The 17,637-nt window shown below is 70.4% G+C and carries 16 protein-coding genes; 8 read left to right on the plus strand and 8 right to left on the minus strand.

The annotated features are described in order from the left end of the window. Positions 1–140 precede the first annotated feature (140 nt). Positions 141–1,196, minus strand: a complete 1,056-nt coding sequence (zapE, locus tag ACSJD1_RS12445) for a cell division protein ZapE (protein WP_438855613.1) — start codon at positions 1,194–1,196, stop codon at positions 141–143. Between the two features lie 143 nt (positions 1,197–1,339). Here zapE and ACSJD1_RS12450 point away from each other — a divergent pair, with 143 nt between their 5' ends. Beyond that, entirely contained in the window at positions 1,340–2,239 is a 900-nt protein-coding gene (locus ACSJD1_RS12450) for a sulfurtransferase (protein ID WP_438855614.1), read from the plus strand. 35 nt (positions 2,240–2,274) lie between these two features. Then, positions 2,275–2,715 carry a SufE family protein gene (locus ACSJD1_RS12455; protein ID WP_438855615.1) on the plus strand — a complete coding sequence of 147 codons (441 nt, stop codon included), beginning with the start codon at positions 2,275–2,277 and terminating at the stop codon, positions 2,713–2,715. A gap of 39 nt (positions 2,716–2,754) precedes the next feature. Here ACSJD1_RS12455 and ACSJD1_RS12460 read toward each other — a convergent pair whose 3' ends face one another. Further along, entirely contained in the window at positions 2,755–3,939 is a 1,185-nt protein-coding gene (locus tag ACSJD1_RS12460; RefSeq protein ID WP_438855616.1) for an alpha/beta hydrolase family protein, read from the minus strand. Positions 3,940–4,041: 102 nt separating this feature from the next. On the opposite strand from ACSJD1_RS12460, the gene ACSJD1_RS12465 reads away from it, so the two are divergent. The 5 genes from ACSJD1_RS12465 to ACSJD1_RS12485 all read left to right on the plus strand — a co-directional run bounded on the left by ACSJD1_RS12465 (position 4,042) and on the right by ACSJD1_RS12485 (position 9,852). Beyond that, the gene (locus ACSJD1_RS12465) at positions 4,042–4,632 is read left to right on the plus strand and encodes a DUF3000 domain-containing protein (RefSeq protein ID WP_438855617.1); all 591 of its coding nucleotides are present in this window, start codon (positions 4,042–4,044) and stop codon (positions 4,630–4,632) included. Next, entirely contained in the window at positions 4,625–5,821 is a 1,197-nt protein-coding gene (locus ACSJD1_RS12470) for a ribonuclease D (RefSeq protein ID WP_438855618.1), read from the plus strand. Before ACSJD1_RS12465 ends, ACSJD1_RS12470 begins: the two co-directional genes overlap by 8 nt. 77 nt (positions 5,822–5,898) lie before the next feature. Then, positions 5,899–7,107, plus strand: coding sequence for a thiolase family protein (locus ACSJD1_RS12475; protein ID WP_438855619.1), 1,209 nt, complete (start codon positions 5,899–5,901; stop codon positions 7,105–7,107). A gap of 11 nt (positions 7,108–7,118) precedes the next feature. Then, positions 7,119–9,257 (plus strand): 3-hydroxyacyl-CoA dehydrogenase NAD-binding domain-containing protein, encoded by a 2,139-nt coding sequence (locus ACSJD1_RS12480; RefSeq protein WP_438855620.1) that lies wholly within the window; start codon positions 7,119–7,121, stop codon positions 9,255–9,257. Between the two features lie 64 nt (positions 9,258–9,321). Further along, on the plus strand, positions 9,322–9,852 hold the full coding sequence (locus tag ACSJD1_RS12485) for a dihydrofolate reductase family protein (protein ID WP_438855621.1): 531 nt from the start codon (positions 9,322–9,324) through the stop codon (positions 9,850–9,852). A 100-nt stretch (positions 9,853–9,952) separates the two neighbouring features. Here ACSJD1_RS12485 and dxs read toward each other — a convergent pair whose 3' ends face one another. The 5 genes from dxs to dut form a co-directional block, all read right to left on the minus strand. Continuing rightward, a complete protein-coding gene (gene dxs / locus ACSJD1_RS12490; protein WP_438855622.1) occupies positions 9,953–11,896 on the minus strand; it encodes a 1-deoxy-D-xylulose-5-phosphate synthase in 1,944 nt (647 codons plus the stop codon). A 130-nt stretch (positions 11,897–12,026) separates the two neighbouring features. Next, positions 12,027–14,837, minus strand: a complete 2,811-nt coding sequence (gene acnA, locus ACSJD1_RS12495) for an aconitate hydratase AcnA (protein ID WP_438855623.1) — start codon at positions 14,835–14,837, stop codon at positions 12,027–12,029. Between the two features lie 158 nt (positions 14,838–14,995). After that, positions 14,996–15,763 (minus strand): DUF3159 domain-containing protein, encoded by a 768-nt coding sequence (locus ACSJD1_RS12500; RefSeq protein WP_438855624.1) that lies wholly within the window; start codon positions 15,761–15,763, stop codon positions 14,996–14,998. Beyond that, complete coding sequence (locus ACSJD1_RS12505) at positions 15,760–16,380, minus strand: DUF3710 domain-containing protein (RefSeq protein WP_438855625.1); 621 nt, start codon at positions 16,378–16,380, stop codon at positions 15,760–15,762. The genes ACSJD1_RS12500 and ACSJD1_RS12505 overlap by 4 nt, the downstream gene beginning before the upstream one ends. Continuing rightward, complete coding sequence (gene dut / locus ACSJD1_RS12510; protein ID WP_438855626.1) at positions 16,377–16,835, minus strand: dUTP diphosphatase; 459 nt, start codon at positions 16,833–16,835, stop codon at positions 16,377–16,379. The genes ACSJD1_RS12505 and dut overlap by 4 nt, the downstream gene beginning before the upstream one ends. A gap of 38 nt (positions 16,836–16,873) precedes the next feature. Between dut and ACSJD1_RS12515 the strand changes: the two genes are divergently transcribed. Then, on the plus strand, positions 16,874–17,338 hold the full coding sequence (locus tag ACSJD1_RS12515; protein WP_438855627.1) for a DUF3093 domain-containing protein: 465 nt from the start codon (positions 16,874–16,876) through the stop codon (positions 17,336–17,338). On the opposite strand, the gene ACSJD1_RS12520 is transcribed toward ACSJD1_RS12515, so the two are convergent. Continuing rightward, positions 17,335–17,628 (minus strand): DUF4193 domain-containing protein, encoded by a 294-nt coding sequence (locus ACSJD1_RS12520; RefSeq protein WP_155052155.1) that lies wholly within the window; start codon positions 17,626–17,628, stop codon positions 17,335–17,337. The genes ACSJD1_RS12515 and ACSJD1_RS12520 overlap by 4 nt on opposite strands. Positions 17,629–17,637 lie beyond the last annotated feature (9 nt).

Below are 17,637 nucleotides of genomic sequence, written 5' to 3' on the forward strand. Positions count from 1 at the left end.
GGGAACGTTTCGACCACGGGGCACGCTGCGTTTCGCGACGGTTACGGAATCGCGCGTGATGTAACGAGCATGTTTCCGGATGCCGCGACGAGCCTCCGAAATCGCTGCCGGGGACTTGTGCCGGGTGTGCGGCGGACCGCTCAGTCGTGCGGAGGGAGCTCCCCCGTCGTCAGGGCGATCATGCGGGACATCGAGCGCAGGTACTTCTTCCGGTACCCGCCGGAGAGCATGTCGCCTCCGAACACCTCGTCGAGCGCGACGCCGCTCGCGAGGATCGGCACCTCAGCGTCGTAGACGCGGTCGATGAAGGCGACGAGCCGGAGCGCGGCGTTCTGGTCGGTGAGCTCTCGGACGCCCGTCAGCGAGATGAACTCGAGCCCCTCGATGAGCTTGATGTACTTCGACGGATGCACGGTCGAGAGGTGCGCGAGCAACGCGTCGAACCCGTCGAGCGAGACGCGGTGCCCTCGCGCGGCGAGCGTCGCAGCCGCGTGCTCGACGGCCGCGTCGTCGGCGAGCGCCTCGGCGTGCCCCTCGGTGTCGCGGCGCCGGTAGTCGAGTCCGTCGATGCGAAGCGTCTCGAAGTTCGACGACAGCGCGTGGATCTCGCGGAGGAAGTCGGCGGCGGCGAAGCGCCCCTCGCCGAGCGCGTTCGGCGGGGTGTTGCTCGTCGCGGCGACGCGGGTGCCGCCGGCCATGAGCTCGCCGAGGAACCGGGTCATGAGCATCGTGTCGCCCGGGTCGTCGAGCTCGAACTCGTCGATGCAGATGAGGCGCGCGCCACGCAGGAGCTCGACCGCGTGCGCGTACCCGAGCGCCCCGACGAGGGCCGTGTACTCGATGAACGTGCCGAAGTACTTCGGGCCGTGGGCGACGTGCCAGAGCGAGGCGAGCAGGTGCGTCTTGCCGACACCGAAGCCGCCGTCGAGGTAGACGCCGGGAAGCTCGATGCGGGCGGGGCGCTTCCGCGAGAAGAACCCGCCGGGCCGCTGAGCGGCCCGCCACGCACCGGCGAAGGCGTTCAGCCGATCGAGCGCGGCCTGCTGCGACGGGAAGTCGTGGTCGGGCCGGTACGACTCGAACGAGGCGTGCGCGAACTGCGGCGGCGGAACGAGCTCGGAGGCGATCTCGGCCCCGGTGATCGACGGGTTGCGGTCGACGAGTCGCTCGAGAGCGGATGCCGCGGCAGTGGTCATCGGCGTGGGATCTCCTGTTGCACCTCGTGACATGTGCGGTGACGACGACCAGCATGCCGCGTAGATTCGGTGGTGGACGGGTCACCAGCCTAGTCCGCTCCCCGACCCGCATCGCCCGACCGGGCGACGACTGGAGGTTCCCCATGTCCGTCGAGTCCGACCCCGCAGCCAAGCTCGCCGAGTACGCCCACCCGGAGCGCCTCGTCACCACGGACTGGCTCGCCGAACGGCTCGACCGGCCGGGGCTCGTGGTCGTCGAATCCGACGAGGACGTCCTGCTCTACGAGATCGGCCACATCCCGGGCGCCGTGAAGGTCGACTGGCACACCGAGCTGAACGACCCGGTCGTGCGCGACTACCTCTCGGGCGAACAGTTCGCGGCCCTCCTCGGCGGCAAGGGCATCGCGCGCGACGACACCGTCGTGATCTACGGCGACAAGAACAACTGGTGGGCCGCGTACGCGCTCTGGGTCTTCACCCTCTTCGGCCACGAGGACGTCCGCCTCCTCGACGGCGGGCGCGACAAGTGGATCGCCGAGGGGCGCCCGCTGACCACCGACGCGCCGGCGCGCGAACCCGTCGAGTACCCGGTCGTGGAGCGCGACGACACCGTCATCCGCGCCTTCAAGGACGACGTCCTCGCCCACTTCGGCAACCCGCTCATCGACGTGCGCTCGCCCGAGGAGTACACGGGCGAGCGCACGCACATGCCCGCGTACCCCGAGGAGGGGGCGCTGCGCGGCGGCCACATCCCCACCGCGGCATCCGTTCCCTGGGCCCGCGCCGCGGCAGAGGACGGCACGTTCCGCACGCGCGCCGAACTCGACGCGATCTACCGCGATGAGGTCGGACTCGAGGCCGGCGACGACGTCATCGCCTACTGCCGCATCGGCGAGCGCTCGAGCCACACCTGGTTCGTCCTGACGCACCTGCTCGGGTTCGAGGGCGTCCGCAACTACGACGGTTCGTGGACCGAGTGGGGCAGCGCCGTGCGCGTCCCCATCGCCACCGGCCCCGAGCGCGGCGAGGCTCCCCGCGGGTAGGCGCCCTCCCTGCCGCGGGTGGGAGAATGGGGCGGATGGATGCCACGACCCTGCCCGCTGCACTCGCCGAGACTCGCGACGACTTCCTGTCGCTCGGCGTGAAGGACCGGCTGACGCTGCTGCTCGACTTCTCCAACGAGCTCCCCGAGCTGCCGGAGCGCTACCGCGACCACCCCGACCTGCTCGAGCGCGTCGAGGAGTGCCAGTCCCCCGTCTACATCTTCGTCGAGCTCGACGAGGACGGGCTCGTCCGCATGCACGCGACCGCCCCTGCGGAGGCGCCCACGACCCGTGGATTCGCCTCGATACTCGCGCAGGGGCTCGACGGGCTCACGCCCGACGAGGTGCTCGCGATCCCCGCGGACTACCCGCAGTCGCTCGGGCTCGGCGAGGCCGTGTCGCCACTCCGCGTGCGCGGCATGTCGGGCATGCTCGCACGTGCGAAGCGCCAGCTCGCGGAGCGGCTCGCGGCCTAGGCCGCGCTCGGTCCGCCCGGCCCGCTTCGGCGCGCCGGGTCAGCGTTCCGCGAGCCAGTCGTGCAGGAGCATCGTCCAACGCGACGGATCGTGGTTCCAGAGCTTGGTGTGGCGCGCACCCTCGAACACCTCGAACTGCACGAGGTCGGAACGGACCTCGGCGAGCCGGCGCGCCCCGTCGATCGGGACGAACCCGTCGTCCTCGCTGTGCATCAGCAGGATCGGCACGTGCAGCTCGTCGGCCCGGGCGACCGCGTCGAGCGCCTCGAGGTCGATCGGCGCGGCCAGGCCGGTCAGCGTGCCAGCGATCGGTGCACTCAGCACCCGAGCGACCGCGCCGCCGAGCTCGGCCGGGAGACCGAGGGCTCGGCCCTGGAACCGCAGGATGTCCGGCCAATCCACGGCCGGCGATTCCAGCACCACTCCGACGAGGTGCTCGCGGACCTCCTCGGAGCGAAGCACGGTCTGCAGTGCGATCGAGCCGCCCATGGACCAGCCCATGAGCACGACGCGCCGGGCGCCGCGATCGACGGCGAACCGGACCGCGGCGACCACGTCCTCCCACTCCGTGCCGCCGAGCCCGTACCGGCGGTCCTCGCTCGCCGGCGCCTCGCCGTCGTTCCGGTACGAGACGAGCAGCGAGGACCACCCGGCCCGCGTCGCCGGCTCGACCGCGCGCAGGCCCTCGTGTCGCTTGGCGCCGCGACCGTGCACGATGACGAGCCAGTCGGTCGACGGCGCGCCCGAGACATCCGCGGCCGGCACGAACCACGCCGGGGCGGGCCCGAGCGGGGTCGGGACGAGCACATTCTCGTAGCGCTCCGCGACCTCCCATGGGCCGAGGTGCACCCATCCGCTGATCCGCCCGCGTGCGGCGCGGTCCAGTCGCCCGAACTCGACCGACTCGATGACCCGGCGGACCCGGTGCCCGTCGTCGTGCAGCACGTCGCCGACGCGCGCATACCCGGAGTCGTGCTCGAACCAGAGGCCGTACCGGCCGCGCATCCGCGCATCCTCGGAACCCGAGAGCACCACTTCCCCTGCCGCGAGGTCGACGCGCTCGATGCGAAGGTCGTCCTCCCGCTCGAGTTCGGGCGTCACGACGCGCCGGGCGAAGACGATCGCGGTCGCCGCGGTCGCCGCCGCGAATGCCGCGCCGACGATGGCGATTCCGCCGAGCACCGCGCCGATCGGCCCCACCACGGTGCGCTCGAGCCTCGACATCCCGCCTCCAGTCCTCCTCGCCGCCGTCCGTGCGAACGGGGTACCGGCCATCACGCGGCGCGCCGCCACCCGGCCCCGTGATCGAGACTCTAGTCTGCACACGTGTCCGACTCGGCGACCGCGCCTCCCCCTGAGTTCGCCGCAGCGCTGGAATCGCTGCGGTCCGCGACACCGCGAGCCGAACTGCGCGTGTCGGAGATCTCCGCGCCCTCCTCGCTCGCCCCGTGGGCGGTCGCGCTGTCGGCCGACCTGATCCCCGGTCGGCATGCGGAGGACTCCGACCTCGGCACCGGCCGGTTCGTCTTGCTCCACGACCCGTCCGAACCCGAGTCGTGGGGCGGGCGATTCCGCGTCGTCTGCTTCGCGCAGGCCCCCCTCGAGACCGACATCGGCGTCGATCCGTTCCTCGCCGACGTGGCGTGGTCCTGGCTCGTCGACGCGCTCGACGCGCACGGCGCGCGCTACGTCGCCGCGTCCGGGACCGTGACGAAGATCCTCTCGACGGGGTACGGCGAACTCGCCCGGCAGGGCGACGGCGCCGAGCTCGAGCTCCGGGCGTCGTGGACGCCGCTCGATGCCGTGATCGCACCGCATGTGGAAGGGTGGAGTGAGTTGCTGTGCATGCTGGCCGGCCTGCCTCCGAGCTCGGAGGGGGTGACGGCCCTTCCCACACGGAGGAGGAGACGTGGCTGACGAGTTCCACGTGATCGACTCCCGCGAGGCGTACGACGCTGCCGTCGAGTCCATCGCGGGAGGCGTGGGTCCGGTGGCCGTCGACGCCGAGCGGGCGAGCGGGTTCCGCTACTCGCAGCGCGCGTACCTGATCCAGCTGTTCCGCCGCGATGCCGGCACGTTCCTCTTCGACCCGACGATGATCGGCGACTTCGCGACCCTGCAGGACGCGATCCGCGACGAGGAGTGGGTGCTGCACGCGGCCAGCCAGGACCTGGCGTGCCTCCGGGAGGTCGGGCTCGATCCGACCGCGATCTTCGACACCGAACTCGCGGCGCGCCTGCTCGGCATGCCCCGGGTCGGCCTCGCCTCCGTGGTCGAGGAGCTCCTCGACATCCGCCTCGCCAAGGAGCACTCCGCGGCCGACTGGTCGACGCGCCCGCTCCCCCAGTCGTGGCTGCGGTACGCCGCGCTCGACGTCGAACTGCTCGTCGACGTGCGCGACCGGCTCGCCGAGCGCCTCGTCGACGCCGACAAGGAGGAGATCGCCCGGCAGGAGTTCGACGCGACCGTCCACCGCGCCGCGAAGCCCCCTGCCGCGGAACCATGGCGGCGGCTGAGCGGCATCCACGCACTGCGATCGCCCCGCAACCTCGCCGTGGCACGGGCGCTCTGGCACGCACGCGACGACCTGGCCTCCGAGACGGATGTCGCGCCGGGGCGGCTCGTCCCCGATGCCTCGATCCTGGCGGTCGCGAAGACCCTCCCGGAGTCCAAGCGTGCGCTCGCCGACCTCAAGGCGTTCAACGGTCGCGCGAGCCGCACCGAGATCGACCGCTGGTGGGCCGCCATCGAGGACGCGCGGACGGCGGATCCGCCCGCCTCGCGCGTGCCGAGCGACGCTCCCCCGCCCCCGCGGGCCTGGGCGTCGCGCAACCCGGAGGCCGATGCCCGCCTCCGCCTGGCGAAGGTCGCAGTGGGCGAGGTCGCCGAGGAGTACGGCATGCCCGTCGAGAACCTGCTGACGCCCGACCACCTGCGGCGCGTGGCGTGGCATCCGCCTGCCGATGCGACGCCGGAGGCGATCGCCGGTGCGCTTCACGAGCTCGGCGCGCGAGCCTGGCAGATTGAGGCTACCTCACAGATAATCGCCGAGGCGTTTGTGCAGGCGGCACAATCGCTCGAAGACGCCGCACACGACGCTTCGTAGGAACCGGCAACCGATTCCGAGGCGCGCTGAGGGCCTTCCTAGGATCGGGTGATCCTCCATCGAAAGGGAGCTGCAGCGTGGCTGAACGAGCTGACGTCGTGTTCGTCGACGGGGTCCGTACCCCCTTCGGCAAGGCCGGCGAAAAGGGCATGTACTGGAACACCCGGGCCGACGACCTGGTGGTGAAGGCGATCGTCGGGCTCCTCGAGCGCAATCCGAACGCGCCGAAGGACCAGATCGACGACGTGGCCATCGCGGCCACCACCCAGACCGGCGACCAGGGACTCACCATCGGCCGGAGCGCCGCGATCCTCGCGGGCCTGCCGAAGTCGGTCCCCGGCTTCGCGATCGACCGCATGTGCGCGGGCGCGATGACCTCGGTGGCGATGCTCGCCGGGTCCATCGGGTACGGGCAGTACCGCCTCGCGATCGGCGGTGGCGTCGAGCACATGGGCCACCACCCGATGGGCTCGGGCGTCGACCCGAACCCCCGCTTCGTCGCGGAGAAGATGGTCTCGGAGGACGCGCTCGTCATGGGCGCCACCGCGGAGCGCATCCATGACCGCTTCCCGCACCTGACCAAGGACCGCGCCGACCGCTATGCGATGGGCAGCCAGCAGAAGACGGCCGCCGCGTACGAGGCGGGCAAGATCCAGCAGGATCTCGTTCCCGTCGCGATCCGCAGCGGAGAGGGCTGGGGTCTCGCCACGCGCGACGAGGTCATGCGTCCCGAGACGACCCTCGAGGGCCTCGCGACCCTGAAGACCCCGTTCCGACCGCACGGCCGGGTCACCGCGGGCAACGCGTCCGGCCTGAACGACGGCGCCACGGCCGCACTGCTCGCCAGCGGCGATGCCGCGAAGGAATACGGCCTGAACGTCAAGATGAAGCTCGTGAGCTACGCCTTCGCGGGCGTCGACCCGGCCATCATGGGCATCGGTCCGATCCCCGCGACCGAGAAGGCGCTGCGCATCGCCGGCCTCACGATGGACGACATCGGCATCCTCGAGGTCAACGAGGCGTTCGCCGTGCAGGTGCTCTCGCTCCTCGACCACTACGGCATCGACGACGACGACCCGCGCGTGAACCCCTGGGGCGGCGCGATCGCGGTCGGTCACCCGCTCGCCTCCTCCGGCGTGCGCCTGATGAACCAGCTCGCCAGCCAGTTCGCCGAGCGCCCCGACGTGCGCTACGGCATCACCACCATGTGCGTCGGCCTCGGCCAGGGCGGAACGATGGTCTGGGAGAACCCGAACTACTCGCGCAGGGCCGCGAAGAAGGCCTGAGGACGACGACGATGACCGACTACACGCAGATCGACTTCACCGAGCTCGCCGGCATGTTCGACGACGAGGTCGTCACGCACTCCTACGTGCGCGACATCCCCCTCTCGGAGGGCCGCACCCTCGCGCTCGTCACCCTCGACAACGGCCGCGACCACACGCGACCGAACACGCTCGGGCCGAACACGCTGCTCGAGTACGCCGCGACCCTCGACCGGCTCGCCGAACGCGCCGCGGCCGGCGAGATCCACGCCGTGGCCGTGACCGGCAAGCCGTTCATCCTGGCGGCGGGCGCCGACCTCTCGAAGGTCTCGCAGCTGCCGAACCGCGAGGCGGGCCTTCGCATCGCGCAGCTCGGCCACCACGCGCTCGGCAAGCTGGCGACCGTGGGCGTGCCCTCGTTCGCGTTCATCAACGGCCTCGCGCTCGGCGGCGGCACCGAGATCGGCCTGCACGCCGACTACCGCACCGTCGACGCCTCGATGCCGGCGCTCGCGCTGCCCGAGGTCTTCCTCGGCATGATCCCCGGATGGGGCGGGGCGACCATCCTGCCCAACCTCATCGGCATCGAGAACGCGCTGAAGATCGTCGTCGAGAACCCGCTCAAGCAGAACCGGACCATCAAGGCCCCCGAGGTGCTGGAGCTCGGCATCGCCGACGTGATGTTCCCGTCGGTCAACTACCTCGAGGACTCGATCCGCTGGGCCGACGACGTCATCTCGGGCCGCGTGAAGGTGAAGCGTCCGAACGAGCCGGGCAAGCTCGAGCGGATGGTGAAGTGGGACGCCGCGATCGCCATCGCGAAGAAGATGCTGCAGAGCCGCATCGGCACCGTGCCGAAGTCGCCGTACGCGGCGCTCGAGCTCCTGAAGGCCGCGAAGTCCGGCACGCGCGAGGAGGGCTTCGCCCGCGAGGACGAGATGCTCGCCGACCTCGTGTCGGGCGACCAGTTCCACGCATCCATGTACGCCTTCAACCTCGTGCAGAAGCGGGCCAAGCGTCCGGCCGGCGCGCCCGACAAGGCCCTCGCGAAGCCCGTCACCAAGGTCGGCGTGCTCGGCGCCGGTTACATGGCCAGTCAGTTCGCCCTGCTGTTCCTGCGCCGCCTGCAGGTGCCGGTGATCATCACCGACCTCGATCAGGGCCGCGTGGACAAGGGCGTGGCCTACATCACGGGTGAGATCGACACGCTGCTCGGCAAGGGCCGCATCTCCTCCGACGAGGCGAACCGGCTGAAGGCGCTCGTGCACGGCACGACCGACAAGTCCGAGTTCGCGGACTGCGACTGGGTCATCGAGGCCGTCTTCGAAGAGCTCTCGATCAAGCAGGACGTGTTCGCCGAGATCGAGAAGGTCGTCTCCCCCGAGGCGGTCCTTGCGACCAACACGTCGTCACTGTCCGTCGAGGAGATCGGCGCGAAGCTCGAGCACCCCGAGCGGGTCGTCGGCTTCCACTTCTTCACGCCCGTCGCGGTCATGCCGCTCATCGAGGTCGTGAAGACGACGAAGACGGATGACGCGACCCTCTCGACCGCGATGGTCACCGCTGCGAAGCTCAAGAAGAACGCCGTCATCACCGCCGACACCCCCGGCTTCGTCGTGAACCGCCTGCTCGCCGTGCTCCTCGGCGAGGCGATGCGCGCGGTCGACGAGGGCACCTCGTTCGAGACGGTCGACGAGGCCATGGCACCGCTCGGCCTCCCGATGGCGCCGTCGGCGCTGCTCGACCTGGTGGGCCTCAAGGTCGGCGCGCACGTGCTCGACACCCACCACGCGGCGTTCCCCGACCGGTTCTACCGCTCGGAGAACCTGCACAGGCTGGCCGACTACGGCACGCTGCTCGACAAGGACGACAAGGGCAAGGTCAAGGGCTTCGACAAGGGCGCCCTGAAGATCGTGGCCGGCGGCACGAACCCGTCGAGCCCCGAGGAGATCCTCACCCGCCTGCAGGACGGCCTGGCGCGCGAGACGAAGCTCATGCTCGACGGCGAGGTCGTCGCGGCGGCCGAGGACATCGACCTCTGCATGGTCCTCGGTGCCGGCTTCCCGTTCCAGATGGGCGGCCTGACGCCCTACCTCGATCGGGTCGGCGCATCCGAGCGCGTGTTCGGCGACACCTTCCACCACCCGACGATCACGGGCGTCGAGGGCTGACCTCCACGCGACCGCTCGACCGGCCCCCGACGCGATGTCGGGGGCCGGTCGTATGTTCGGGGTCGTGACCCGCATCCAGTACTACGTCGCGTCGACACTCGACGGCTTCATCGCCGACGAGCACGATGGGCTCGATTGGCTCCTGCAGTTCGGCATGGCGGACTTCAGCGAGCACTACGAGCGGTTCTTCGCCTCGATCGGGGCGCTCGTGCTCGGTGCGACGACCTACGAATGGGTGCTCCGCGAGGGCGGTGGGTGGCCGTACGGCGAGTTGCCGACCTGGGTGCTCACGCACCGTGTGCTCGAGGCGCCCGATGGCGCCGACATCCGGTTCGCGTCCGGCGACGTCCGCGCCGTTGCCGATGCCGCGACGGAGGCCGCCGACGGGCGGAACGTCTGGGTCGTGGGCGGCGGCCCCGTCGCTGCGCAGTTCCTCGCCGCAGGGCGGCTCGACGAACTGCTCGTGACCTACATGCCGGTCGCCCTCGGGCGCGGGCGGCCGCTGATCCCCGTCTCCGGCGTCACGCCGGTGCTCACCCTCACCGAGGTGACCAGACTCGGCGACGCGGTCGAGCACGTGTACGACATCGGTTGACCAGGCGGCGCGATGCACTGCGCGCCGATCTGGCGGTCCCCTCGATCGAGTTCAGCGACGAACGGCGAACTCAGACCGAGTTCAGCGACGAGCGGCGAACTCAGACGCGTGGCTGCGCGCCCGTGTCGGCCGCGACGTCGACGCCCGCGTTGCGGGCGTGCGGGAGCTTGCTGCCGAGCACCATGGCGGTCACGTCGCGCGCGATGTGCTGCGGGGTGAGGCCGACGCGCTCCAGGATGTCGGCGCGCGAGCCGTGGTCCAGGAACTCGTCGGGCAGGCCGACCTCGGTGACCGCCGTGTCGACGCCGGCCTCCCGGAGGTCCTGCCGGATGCGCGTGCCGATTCCGCCGACCCTGATGCCGTCTTCGATGCTGACGACGATGCGGTACTCCCCCGCGAGCGACACGACGCTCTCGGGCACCGGGACGACCCAGCGCGGGTCGACGACGGTCGCGCCGATCCCCTGCGCCTCGAGCTTGCGTGCGACCTCGAGGCCGATCCCCGCCATCGGACCGACCGTCACGATCAGCACGTCGCGCCGCTCGGACTCGGCGAGGACGTCGACCCCGTCGTGCGCCCGGCGGATCGCCTCGTACTCGGTGCCGACGGTGCCCTTCGGGAACCGGAGGACCGTCGGCGCATCGTCGACCCGGACGGCCTCGGCGAGTTCCTCGGCGAGCCGAACGGAATCACGCGGCGCCGCCAGGCGGATGCCGGGCACGACCTGCAGGATCGACAGGTCCCACACGCCGTGGTGGCTCGGCCCGTCGGGACCGGTCACGCCGGCTCGATCGAGGACGAACGTCACGCCCGCCCGGTGGAGGGCGACATCCATGAGCACCTGGTCGAACGCCCGGTTGATGAACGTCGCGTACACCGCGACCACCGGGTGCAGGCCTCCGAAGGCGAGGCCCGCCGCGGAGGTCACGGCATGCTGCTCGGCGATCCCGACATCGAAGACGCGGTTCGGGAAGCGCTCGGCCATGCGGTGCAGACCCGTCGGGCGCAGCATCGCCGCGGTGATGCCCACGAGACGCTCATCGCGCTCGGCGAGCGACACGAGCTCGTCGGCGAACACGCTCGTCCAGGACGGCGCCGAGGCGGTCTCCAACGACTCGCCCGTCTCGGGGTCGATCTGGCCGACCGCGTGGAACTGGTCGGCGGCGTCGCGGCGGGCGGGCGCGTAGCCGCGCCCCTTCTCCGTGATCGTGTGCACGATGACCGGTGCACCGTAGTCCTTGGCCTGGCGCAGCGCCTCCTCGAGGGCGCGCTCATCGTGGCCGTCGATCGGACCGATGTACTTGATGTCGAGGTTCGAGTACAGCGCCTCGTTGCCACTGACCCGGCTGAGGAACCCGTGCAGGCCGCCGCGGACGCCGCGGTAGATCGCGCGACCCGGCGAGCCGAGGCGGTCGAACGCGCTCCGGCTCTTCAGGTGGAGCGAGCGGTACGACTGCTTGGTCCGCACCGAGTTGAGGAACCGCGCCATCCCGCCGATCGTCGGGGCGTAGGACCGGCCGTTGTCGTTCACGACGACGACGAGGTTGCGGGTGTTGTCGTCGGAGATGTTGTTCAGCGCCTCCCACGTCATTCCGCCCGTGAGCGCTCCGTCGCCGACGACGGCCACGACGTGACGGTCGCCCTGGCCGGTCATCTCGAAGGCCTTCGAGATGCCGTCGGCCCACGACAGCGAGCTGGATGCGTGGGAGCTCTCGACGACGTCGTGCTCGGACTCGGAGCGCTGCGGATAGCCGGCCAGGCCGCCCGTCTGGCGCAGCGTCGAGAAGTCTCGCCGGCCGGTGAGGAGCTTGTGCACGTACGACTGGTGCCCGGTGTCGAAGATGATCGGATCGCGAGGCGAATCGAAGACGCGGTGGATCGCGAGCGTGAGCTCCACGACGCCCAGGTTCGGGCCGAGATGACCGCCCGTCTTGGAGACGTCGGCGACGAGCACCTCTCGGATCTCGCGGGCGAGCTCCTCCACCTGGTCGTCGGACAGCGCATCGAGGTCGCGCGGTCCGCGGATCGTGTCGAGCAGCCTCATCCGTCGTGCCTCCGGGTGCGAAGGGCGCCGTGCGCCCGGTTTCGTTCGAGTGTACGCCGGGCGACCTGAGAGCCCGGGCAGAGATCGGGGGCGGCGAGCCGAAGCCCGCCGCCCCCGTTGCGTTCCGTCGTCAGACGAGGCTGCGGAGCACGTACTGCAGGATGCCGCCGTTGCGGTAGTAGTCGGCCTCACCAGGCGTGTCGATGCGGACGACCGCGTCGAACTCCACGGCCTGCTTGCCCTCGGGCGAGAACTCGCTCGGCTCGGCCGTGACGCGCACCGTCTTCGGCGTGACGCCTTCATTCAGCTGCTCGAGGCCCGAGATCGAGACGACCTCGGTGCCGTCGAGCCCGAGCGAGTCGGCCGACTCGCCGGCGGGGAACTGCAGCGGGACGACGCCCATGCCGATGAGGTTCGAACGGTGGATGCGCTCGAAGCTCTCGGTGATGACGGCCTTCACGCCCAGCAGGCTCGTGCCCTTCGCGGCCCAGTCGCGGCTCGAGCCCGAACCGTACTCCTTGCCGCCGAAGATCACGAGCGGGATGCCCTGCGCCTGGTAGTTCATCGACGCGTCGTAGATGAACGACTGCGGGCCGCCCTCCTGCGTGAAGTCGCGCGTGTAGCCGCCCTCGACACCGTCGAGGAGCTGGTTGCGCAGGCGGATGTTCGCGAACGTGCCGCGGATCATGACCTCGTGGTTGCCGCGACGGGAGCCGTAGGAGTTGAAGTCCTTGCGGTCGACGCCGTGCTCCGTGAGGTAGCGGCCTGCGGGGCTGTCGGCCTTGATCGAGCCGGCCGGCGAGATGTGGTCGGTCGTGACGGAGTCGCCGAGCCGGGCCAGCACGCGAGCGCCGACGATGTCGGAGACGGGCGTCGTCTCGATGGTCATGCCATCGAAGTACGGGGGCTTGCGGACGTAGGTGGACTCGGAGTCCCACTCGAAGGTCGCGCCGGTCGGCGTCGGCAGCGTGCGCCACCGCTCGTCGCCCTCGAACACGCTCGAGTACTGCTGGTCGAACATGTCCTTGTCGATCGAGGAGTCGATCGTGGCCTGCACCTCGGACGCGTCCGGCCAGATGTCCTTCAGGTAGACCTCGTTGCCCTCGGAGTCGGTGCCGAGCGGGTCGTTCTCGAAGTCGAAGTTCATCGTCCCGGCGAGCGAGTACGCGATCACGAGCGGCGGGCTCGCGAGGTAGTTCATCTTCACGTCGGGGTTGATGCGACCCTCGAAGTTGCGGTTGCCCGAGAGCACCGCGGTCACGGCGAGGTCGTTCTGCTGCACCGCCGCCGAGACCTCCTCGATAAGCGGCCCGGAGTTGCCGATGCAGGTGGTGCAGCCGTAGCCGACCGTGAAGAAGCCGAGGTCCTCGAGGTCCTGCGTCAGGCCGGCCTTCTCGTAGTAGTCAGTGACGACCTTCGAGCCCGGCGCGAGCGTCGTCTTCACCCACGGCTTCGCCTTTAGGCCCCTCTTCACCGCGTTGCGGGCGAGGAGGCCGGCGGCGAGCATGACCGACGGGTTCGACGTGTTCGTGCACGAGGTGATCGCGGCGATCGTCACGGCACCGTGGTCGAGCGTGTACGCCGTGCCGTCCGCGAGTTCGACCGAGGTCGGCTTGGACGCCGCCTTCGGCGCGTGCGACCGGTGGTGGTGCATGTGGTGGCTGTGCTCGTCCTCCGGCGAGTTGCCGGGCGGGTCGGATGCGGGGAAGGACTCCGCGATCTCGAGGTCGACCAGGTCGTGGTCGACGTCGGCGTAGTTGGTCAGGTCGGACTCGAACTGCGACTTGGCCTCGGAAAGCACGATGCGGTCCTGCGGACGCTTGGGGCCCGCGATCGAGGGGACGACCGTCGAGAGGTCGAGCTCGAGGTACTCGGAGTACACGGGCTCGTTGTCGGCGTCGTGCCAGAGCTTCTGCTCCTTGGCGTAGGCCTCGACGAGCGCGAGCTGCTGCTCGCTGCGGCCGGTCAGCCGGAGGTAGTCGATCGTGACGCCGTCGATCGGGAACATCGCCGCGGTCGAGCCGAACTCGGGGCTCATGTTGCCGATGGTCGCGCGGTTCGCGAGCGGCACGGAGGCCACGCCGGTGCCGTAGAACTCGACGAACTTGCCGACCACGCCGTGCTTGCGCAGCATGTCGGTGATCGTGAGCACGACGTCGGTCGCGGTGACGCCCGCCGGGATTGCGCCGGAGAGCTTGAAGCCGACGACCTTGGGGATGAGCATCGATACGGGCTGGCCGAGCATGGCCGCCTCCGCCTCGATGCCGCCGACGCCCCAGCCGAGCACGCCGAGCCCGTTCACCATGGTGGTGTGGGAGTCGGTGCCGACGCAGGTGTCGGGGTAGGCACGGGTCACGCCGTCGACATCGCGGTGGTAGATGACCTTCGCCAGGTGCTCGATGTTGACCTGGTGCACGATGCCGGTGCCGGGCGGGACGACCTTGAAGTCGTCGAACGCGGTCTGGCCCCAGCGGAGGAACTGGTAGCGCTCGCCGTTGCGCTCGTACTCGATCTCGACGTTGCGCTCGAGCGCGTTCTCGGTGCCGAACAGGTCGGCGATGACCGAGTGGTCGATGACCATCTCGGCGGGCGAGAGCGGGTTGATCCGGTTCGGGTCGCCACCGAGCGCGACGACGGCCTCGCGCATGGTCGCGAGGTCGACGATGCAGGGCACGCCCGTGAAGTCCTGCATCACCACGCGCGCGGGGGTGAACTGGATCTCCGTGTCAGGGTCGGCCGTCGGCACCCAGGAGCCGAGGGCCTCGATCTGCTCCTTGGTCACGTTGGCGCCGTCCTCGGTGCGAAGCAGGTTCTCGAGGAGCACCTTCAGGCTGAACGGGAGCTTCTCGTACCCGGGGACGGTGTCGATCCGGAAGATCTCATACGAGGCATCCCCGACCTGGAGCGTGTCCTTCGCCCCGAAACTGTTCACTGCAGACACGATGTCCTCTCCTTCGCGGATGCCGCGGATCCGGCCGTTCCAGGCGCCGCTCGCCGTGCTTCGCCGGGAGCCGCCCCAGCAAGGCTAGCCCAACCGCGTCACCGGCCGACAGGCCGCCGGCCGCACCCGTGATTTATCTTGATGTCGAGATAACTGTATCACTCGGGGGCGCGCTTCGCGGGGTAGACCGCGCGCACGACCAGCCACGAGAACACGAGCAGCAGCGCGTACAGCGGCACGCCCATGAGCAGTCGCGTCGCGCCGAGCGCCTCGACGTTGCCCGCGTAGTAGAACGGCACCTGCACCAGGAGCCGCGCGACGAACATGCCGAGCCATACGACGGTCAGGAACTGCATCGCCCGGTACTTCCGGCGCTCGCCCCGCCAGGCGGTCCCGTCGCCCATCAGGAACCCGACGACGAGCCCGACGAGCGGCCAGCGGACGAGCAGGGAGATGAGGATCGCGACCGCGTACGCGGCGTTCGTGTAGAAGCCGATGACGTAGTTGTCCTCGGCCCGACCCGTCCAGAGCGAGAGGGCGGCGGATGCCGCCACGCCGATGAGGCCGGCGATCGCCTGCGTCGGCTGGCTGCGGGTGAACAGCCGCAGGGCGGTGAACACCACGGCGAGGCCGAGTGAGCTCCCGAGCGCCCAGCCGAGTTCGCGCGTGAACGTGTAGACCACGAGGAACACGAGGCCGGGGAGGATCGCCTCCGCGAGGCCTCGGATGCCGCCGAGCGCCCCGACCAGGTCGGCGGGGGTCAGCGTCTCGTCGCGCGCGATCCGACCGAGGCCCGACTTCTCGGCGGCCGCGGCGACCTGGCGGCCGAACTCGGCGGCCGGGGCGTCGGCTTCCCCGTTCGAGGCCTCGGCGGCCTCGTCGGCGCGATCCGGGTCCGTGCGATCGGCAGCGCGGTCGTCACTCACGCGGACGGACCACCCGAGGACGGAGCGGGCATGCGCAGCGGAATGAGGTCGCGCGGGGGCATGGGCGTGTTGCCTCGCACCACGACGATCGAGCGGAACAGGTCCTCCACCTTCGCCGCTGCGGTCGGGTCGGCCGCCGCCTCGCCGGCGATCACGCCGCGCAGGAACCAGCGCGGACCGTCGACGCCGATGAATCTCGCGAGTCTCATCTGGCCGGCCTGCCCGTCGGCCGTCGTGACGGGGATCTGGGCGAGCAGCTCGGGGCCGAACGTGCCCTCGCGAACCTGGGTGGTACCGCCCTGGCGTGCGATCTGGTCGGCGATCTGGCCGCGGATCTCGTGCCAGAGGCCGCTCGACCGCGGAGCCGAGAACGGCTGGACCTGCAGGGTCGAGTTGGCGTAGTCGAGACCGACCGCGACGACGCGCTTCGTGCCCTCCTCGACCTCCAGCCGGAGGTGCAGCCCCTCCCGGGGCAGCACCTTGACGCCGCCGAGGTCGACGTACGGGCGGACCGGATTGGCCTCGGATTCGTCCAGCGGGCCGTTCGTCGCGCGGTCCTCCGGCGCGGACTTGGGGTGGTCGACGGGGATCTCGTCGATGTTCTCGATGTCGCTCACGCGTGTGCTCCTGACTGGTTCGCCCCGAATCCGGTGGACCCGAATCCTCCCTCGCCGCGAAGGCTCCCGGGCAGCTTCTCGACCTCGACGAACCGCGCTCGGCTCACCGGCATGACCACCAGCTGCGCGATCCGGTCGCCCGCCTCGATCCGATAGGGCTCGCGGGCGTCGGTGTTCAGCAGTGCGACCCTGATCTCGCCGCGATAGCCCGCGTCGACCGTGCCCGGCGCGTTCACGATCGTGATGCCGTGCTTGAACGCGAGGCCCGACCGCGGAACCACGAAGGCGACGTAGCCGTCGGGCAGCGCGACCGCGACGCCCGTGCCCACGCTGGCGCGCTCCCCGGGCTCGAGCACCACGGACTCGGCGGCGTGCAGGTCGGCCCCGGCGTCGCCCGGATGGGCGTAGGCGGGAACGTGGTCGGCCGTGATCAGCACATCGACGGAATCGGTCACCGTTCGAGGGTAGTGCAGAAGTCTGGTCTGATAGTTCCATGCCCGACTACCGCGAACGGCTCTGGCCGACGCCATGGATCTACCTCTCCAGCCTCCTGCTCGTCCCGGCGAGCATCCTCGTGCTCGCCCCGGTGTCGCTTCCGGCCGGCATCGTCACGGGCGTCATCCTCTACGTGGCGGTCGCGGGGTCGCTGACGCTCACCTCGCCGGTCATCGAGGTGGCCGACGGTCGGCTCCGCGCGGGGCGCGCCGTGGTTCCGCTCGAGTTCACGGGCGAGGCGGTCCCCGCCGAGGCCGAGGCCGCACGGACCGAACGCGGCACCGGCCTCGATGTGCGCGCATTCCTCGTGATCCGCGGTTGGATCCGCGACGTCGTGCGGATTCCCATCGAGGATGCCGCCGACCCGGCGCCGTACTGGCTCGTCTCGACGCGGCATCCGCACGAAATGGCCGCCGCGATCAACGGATCGCGACGGCCCCGTGTCGGTGGGGAGCCCGCCTAGGCGGCGCACTCCAGGCAGATCGGCCCGAGCTTGGTCTCGTGGTCGATCTGCGAGCGGTGCTTCACGAGGAAGCAGCTGACGCAGGTGAACTCGTCCGCCTGCGGGGGAAGCACGACGACGTCGAGCTCGACGTCGGACAGGTCGGCTCCCGCCAGGTCGAAACTGCCGGGGTTGTCGGCGTCCTCGACGTCGACGCTTCCCGACATCTTGTCGGGCACGCGCTCCTTGAGGGCCTCGATCGACTCGGAGTCGTCGTCGGTCTTCCGCGGCGCGTCGTAATCCGTTGCCATTCCCATCCT

The organism is Agromyces excoecariae, assembly GCF_051715505.1.
In the GTDB taxonomy this organism is placed as follows: Bacteria; Actinomycetota; Actinomycetes; order Actinomycetales; family Microbacteriaceae; genus Agromyces.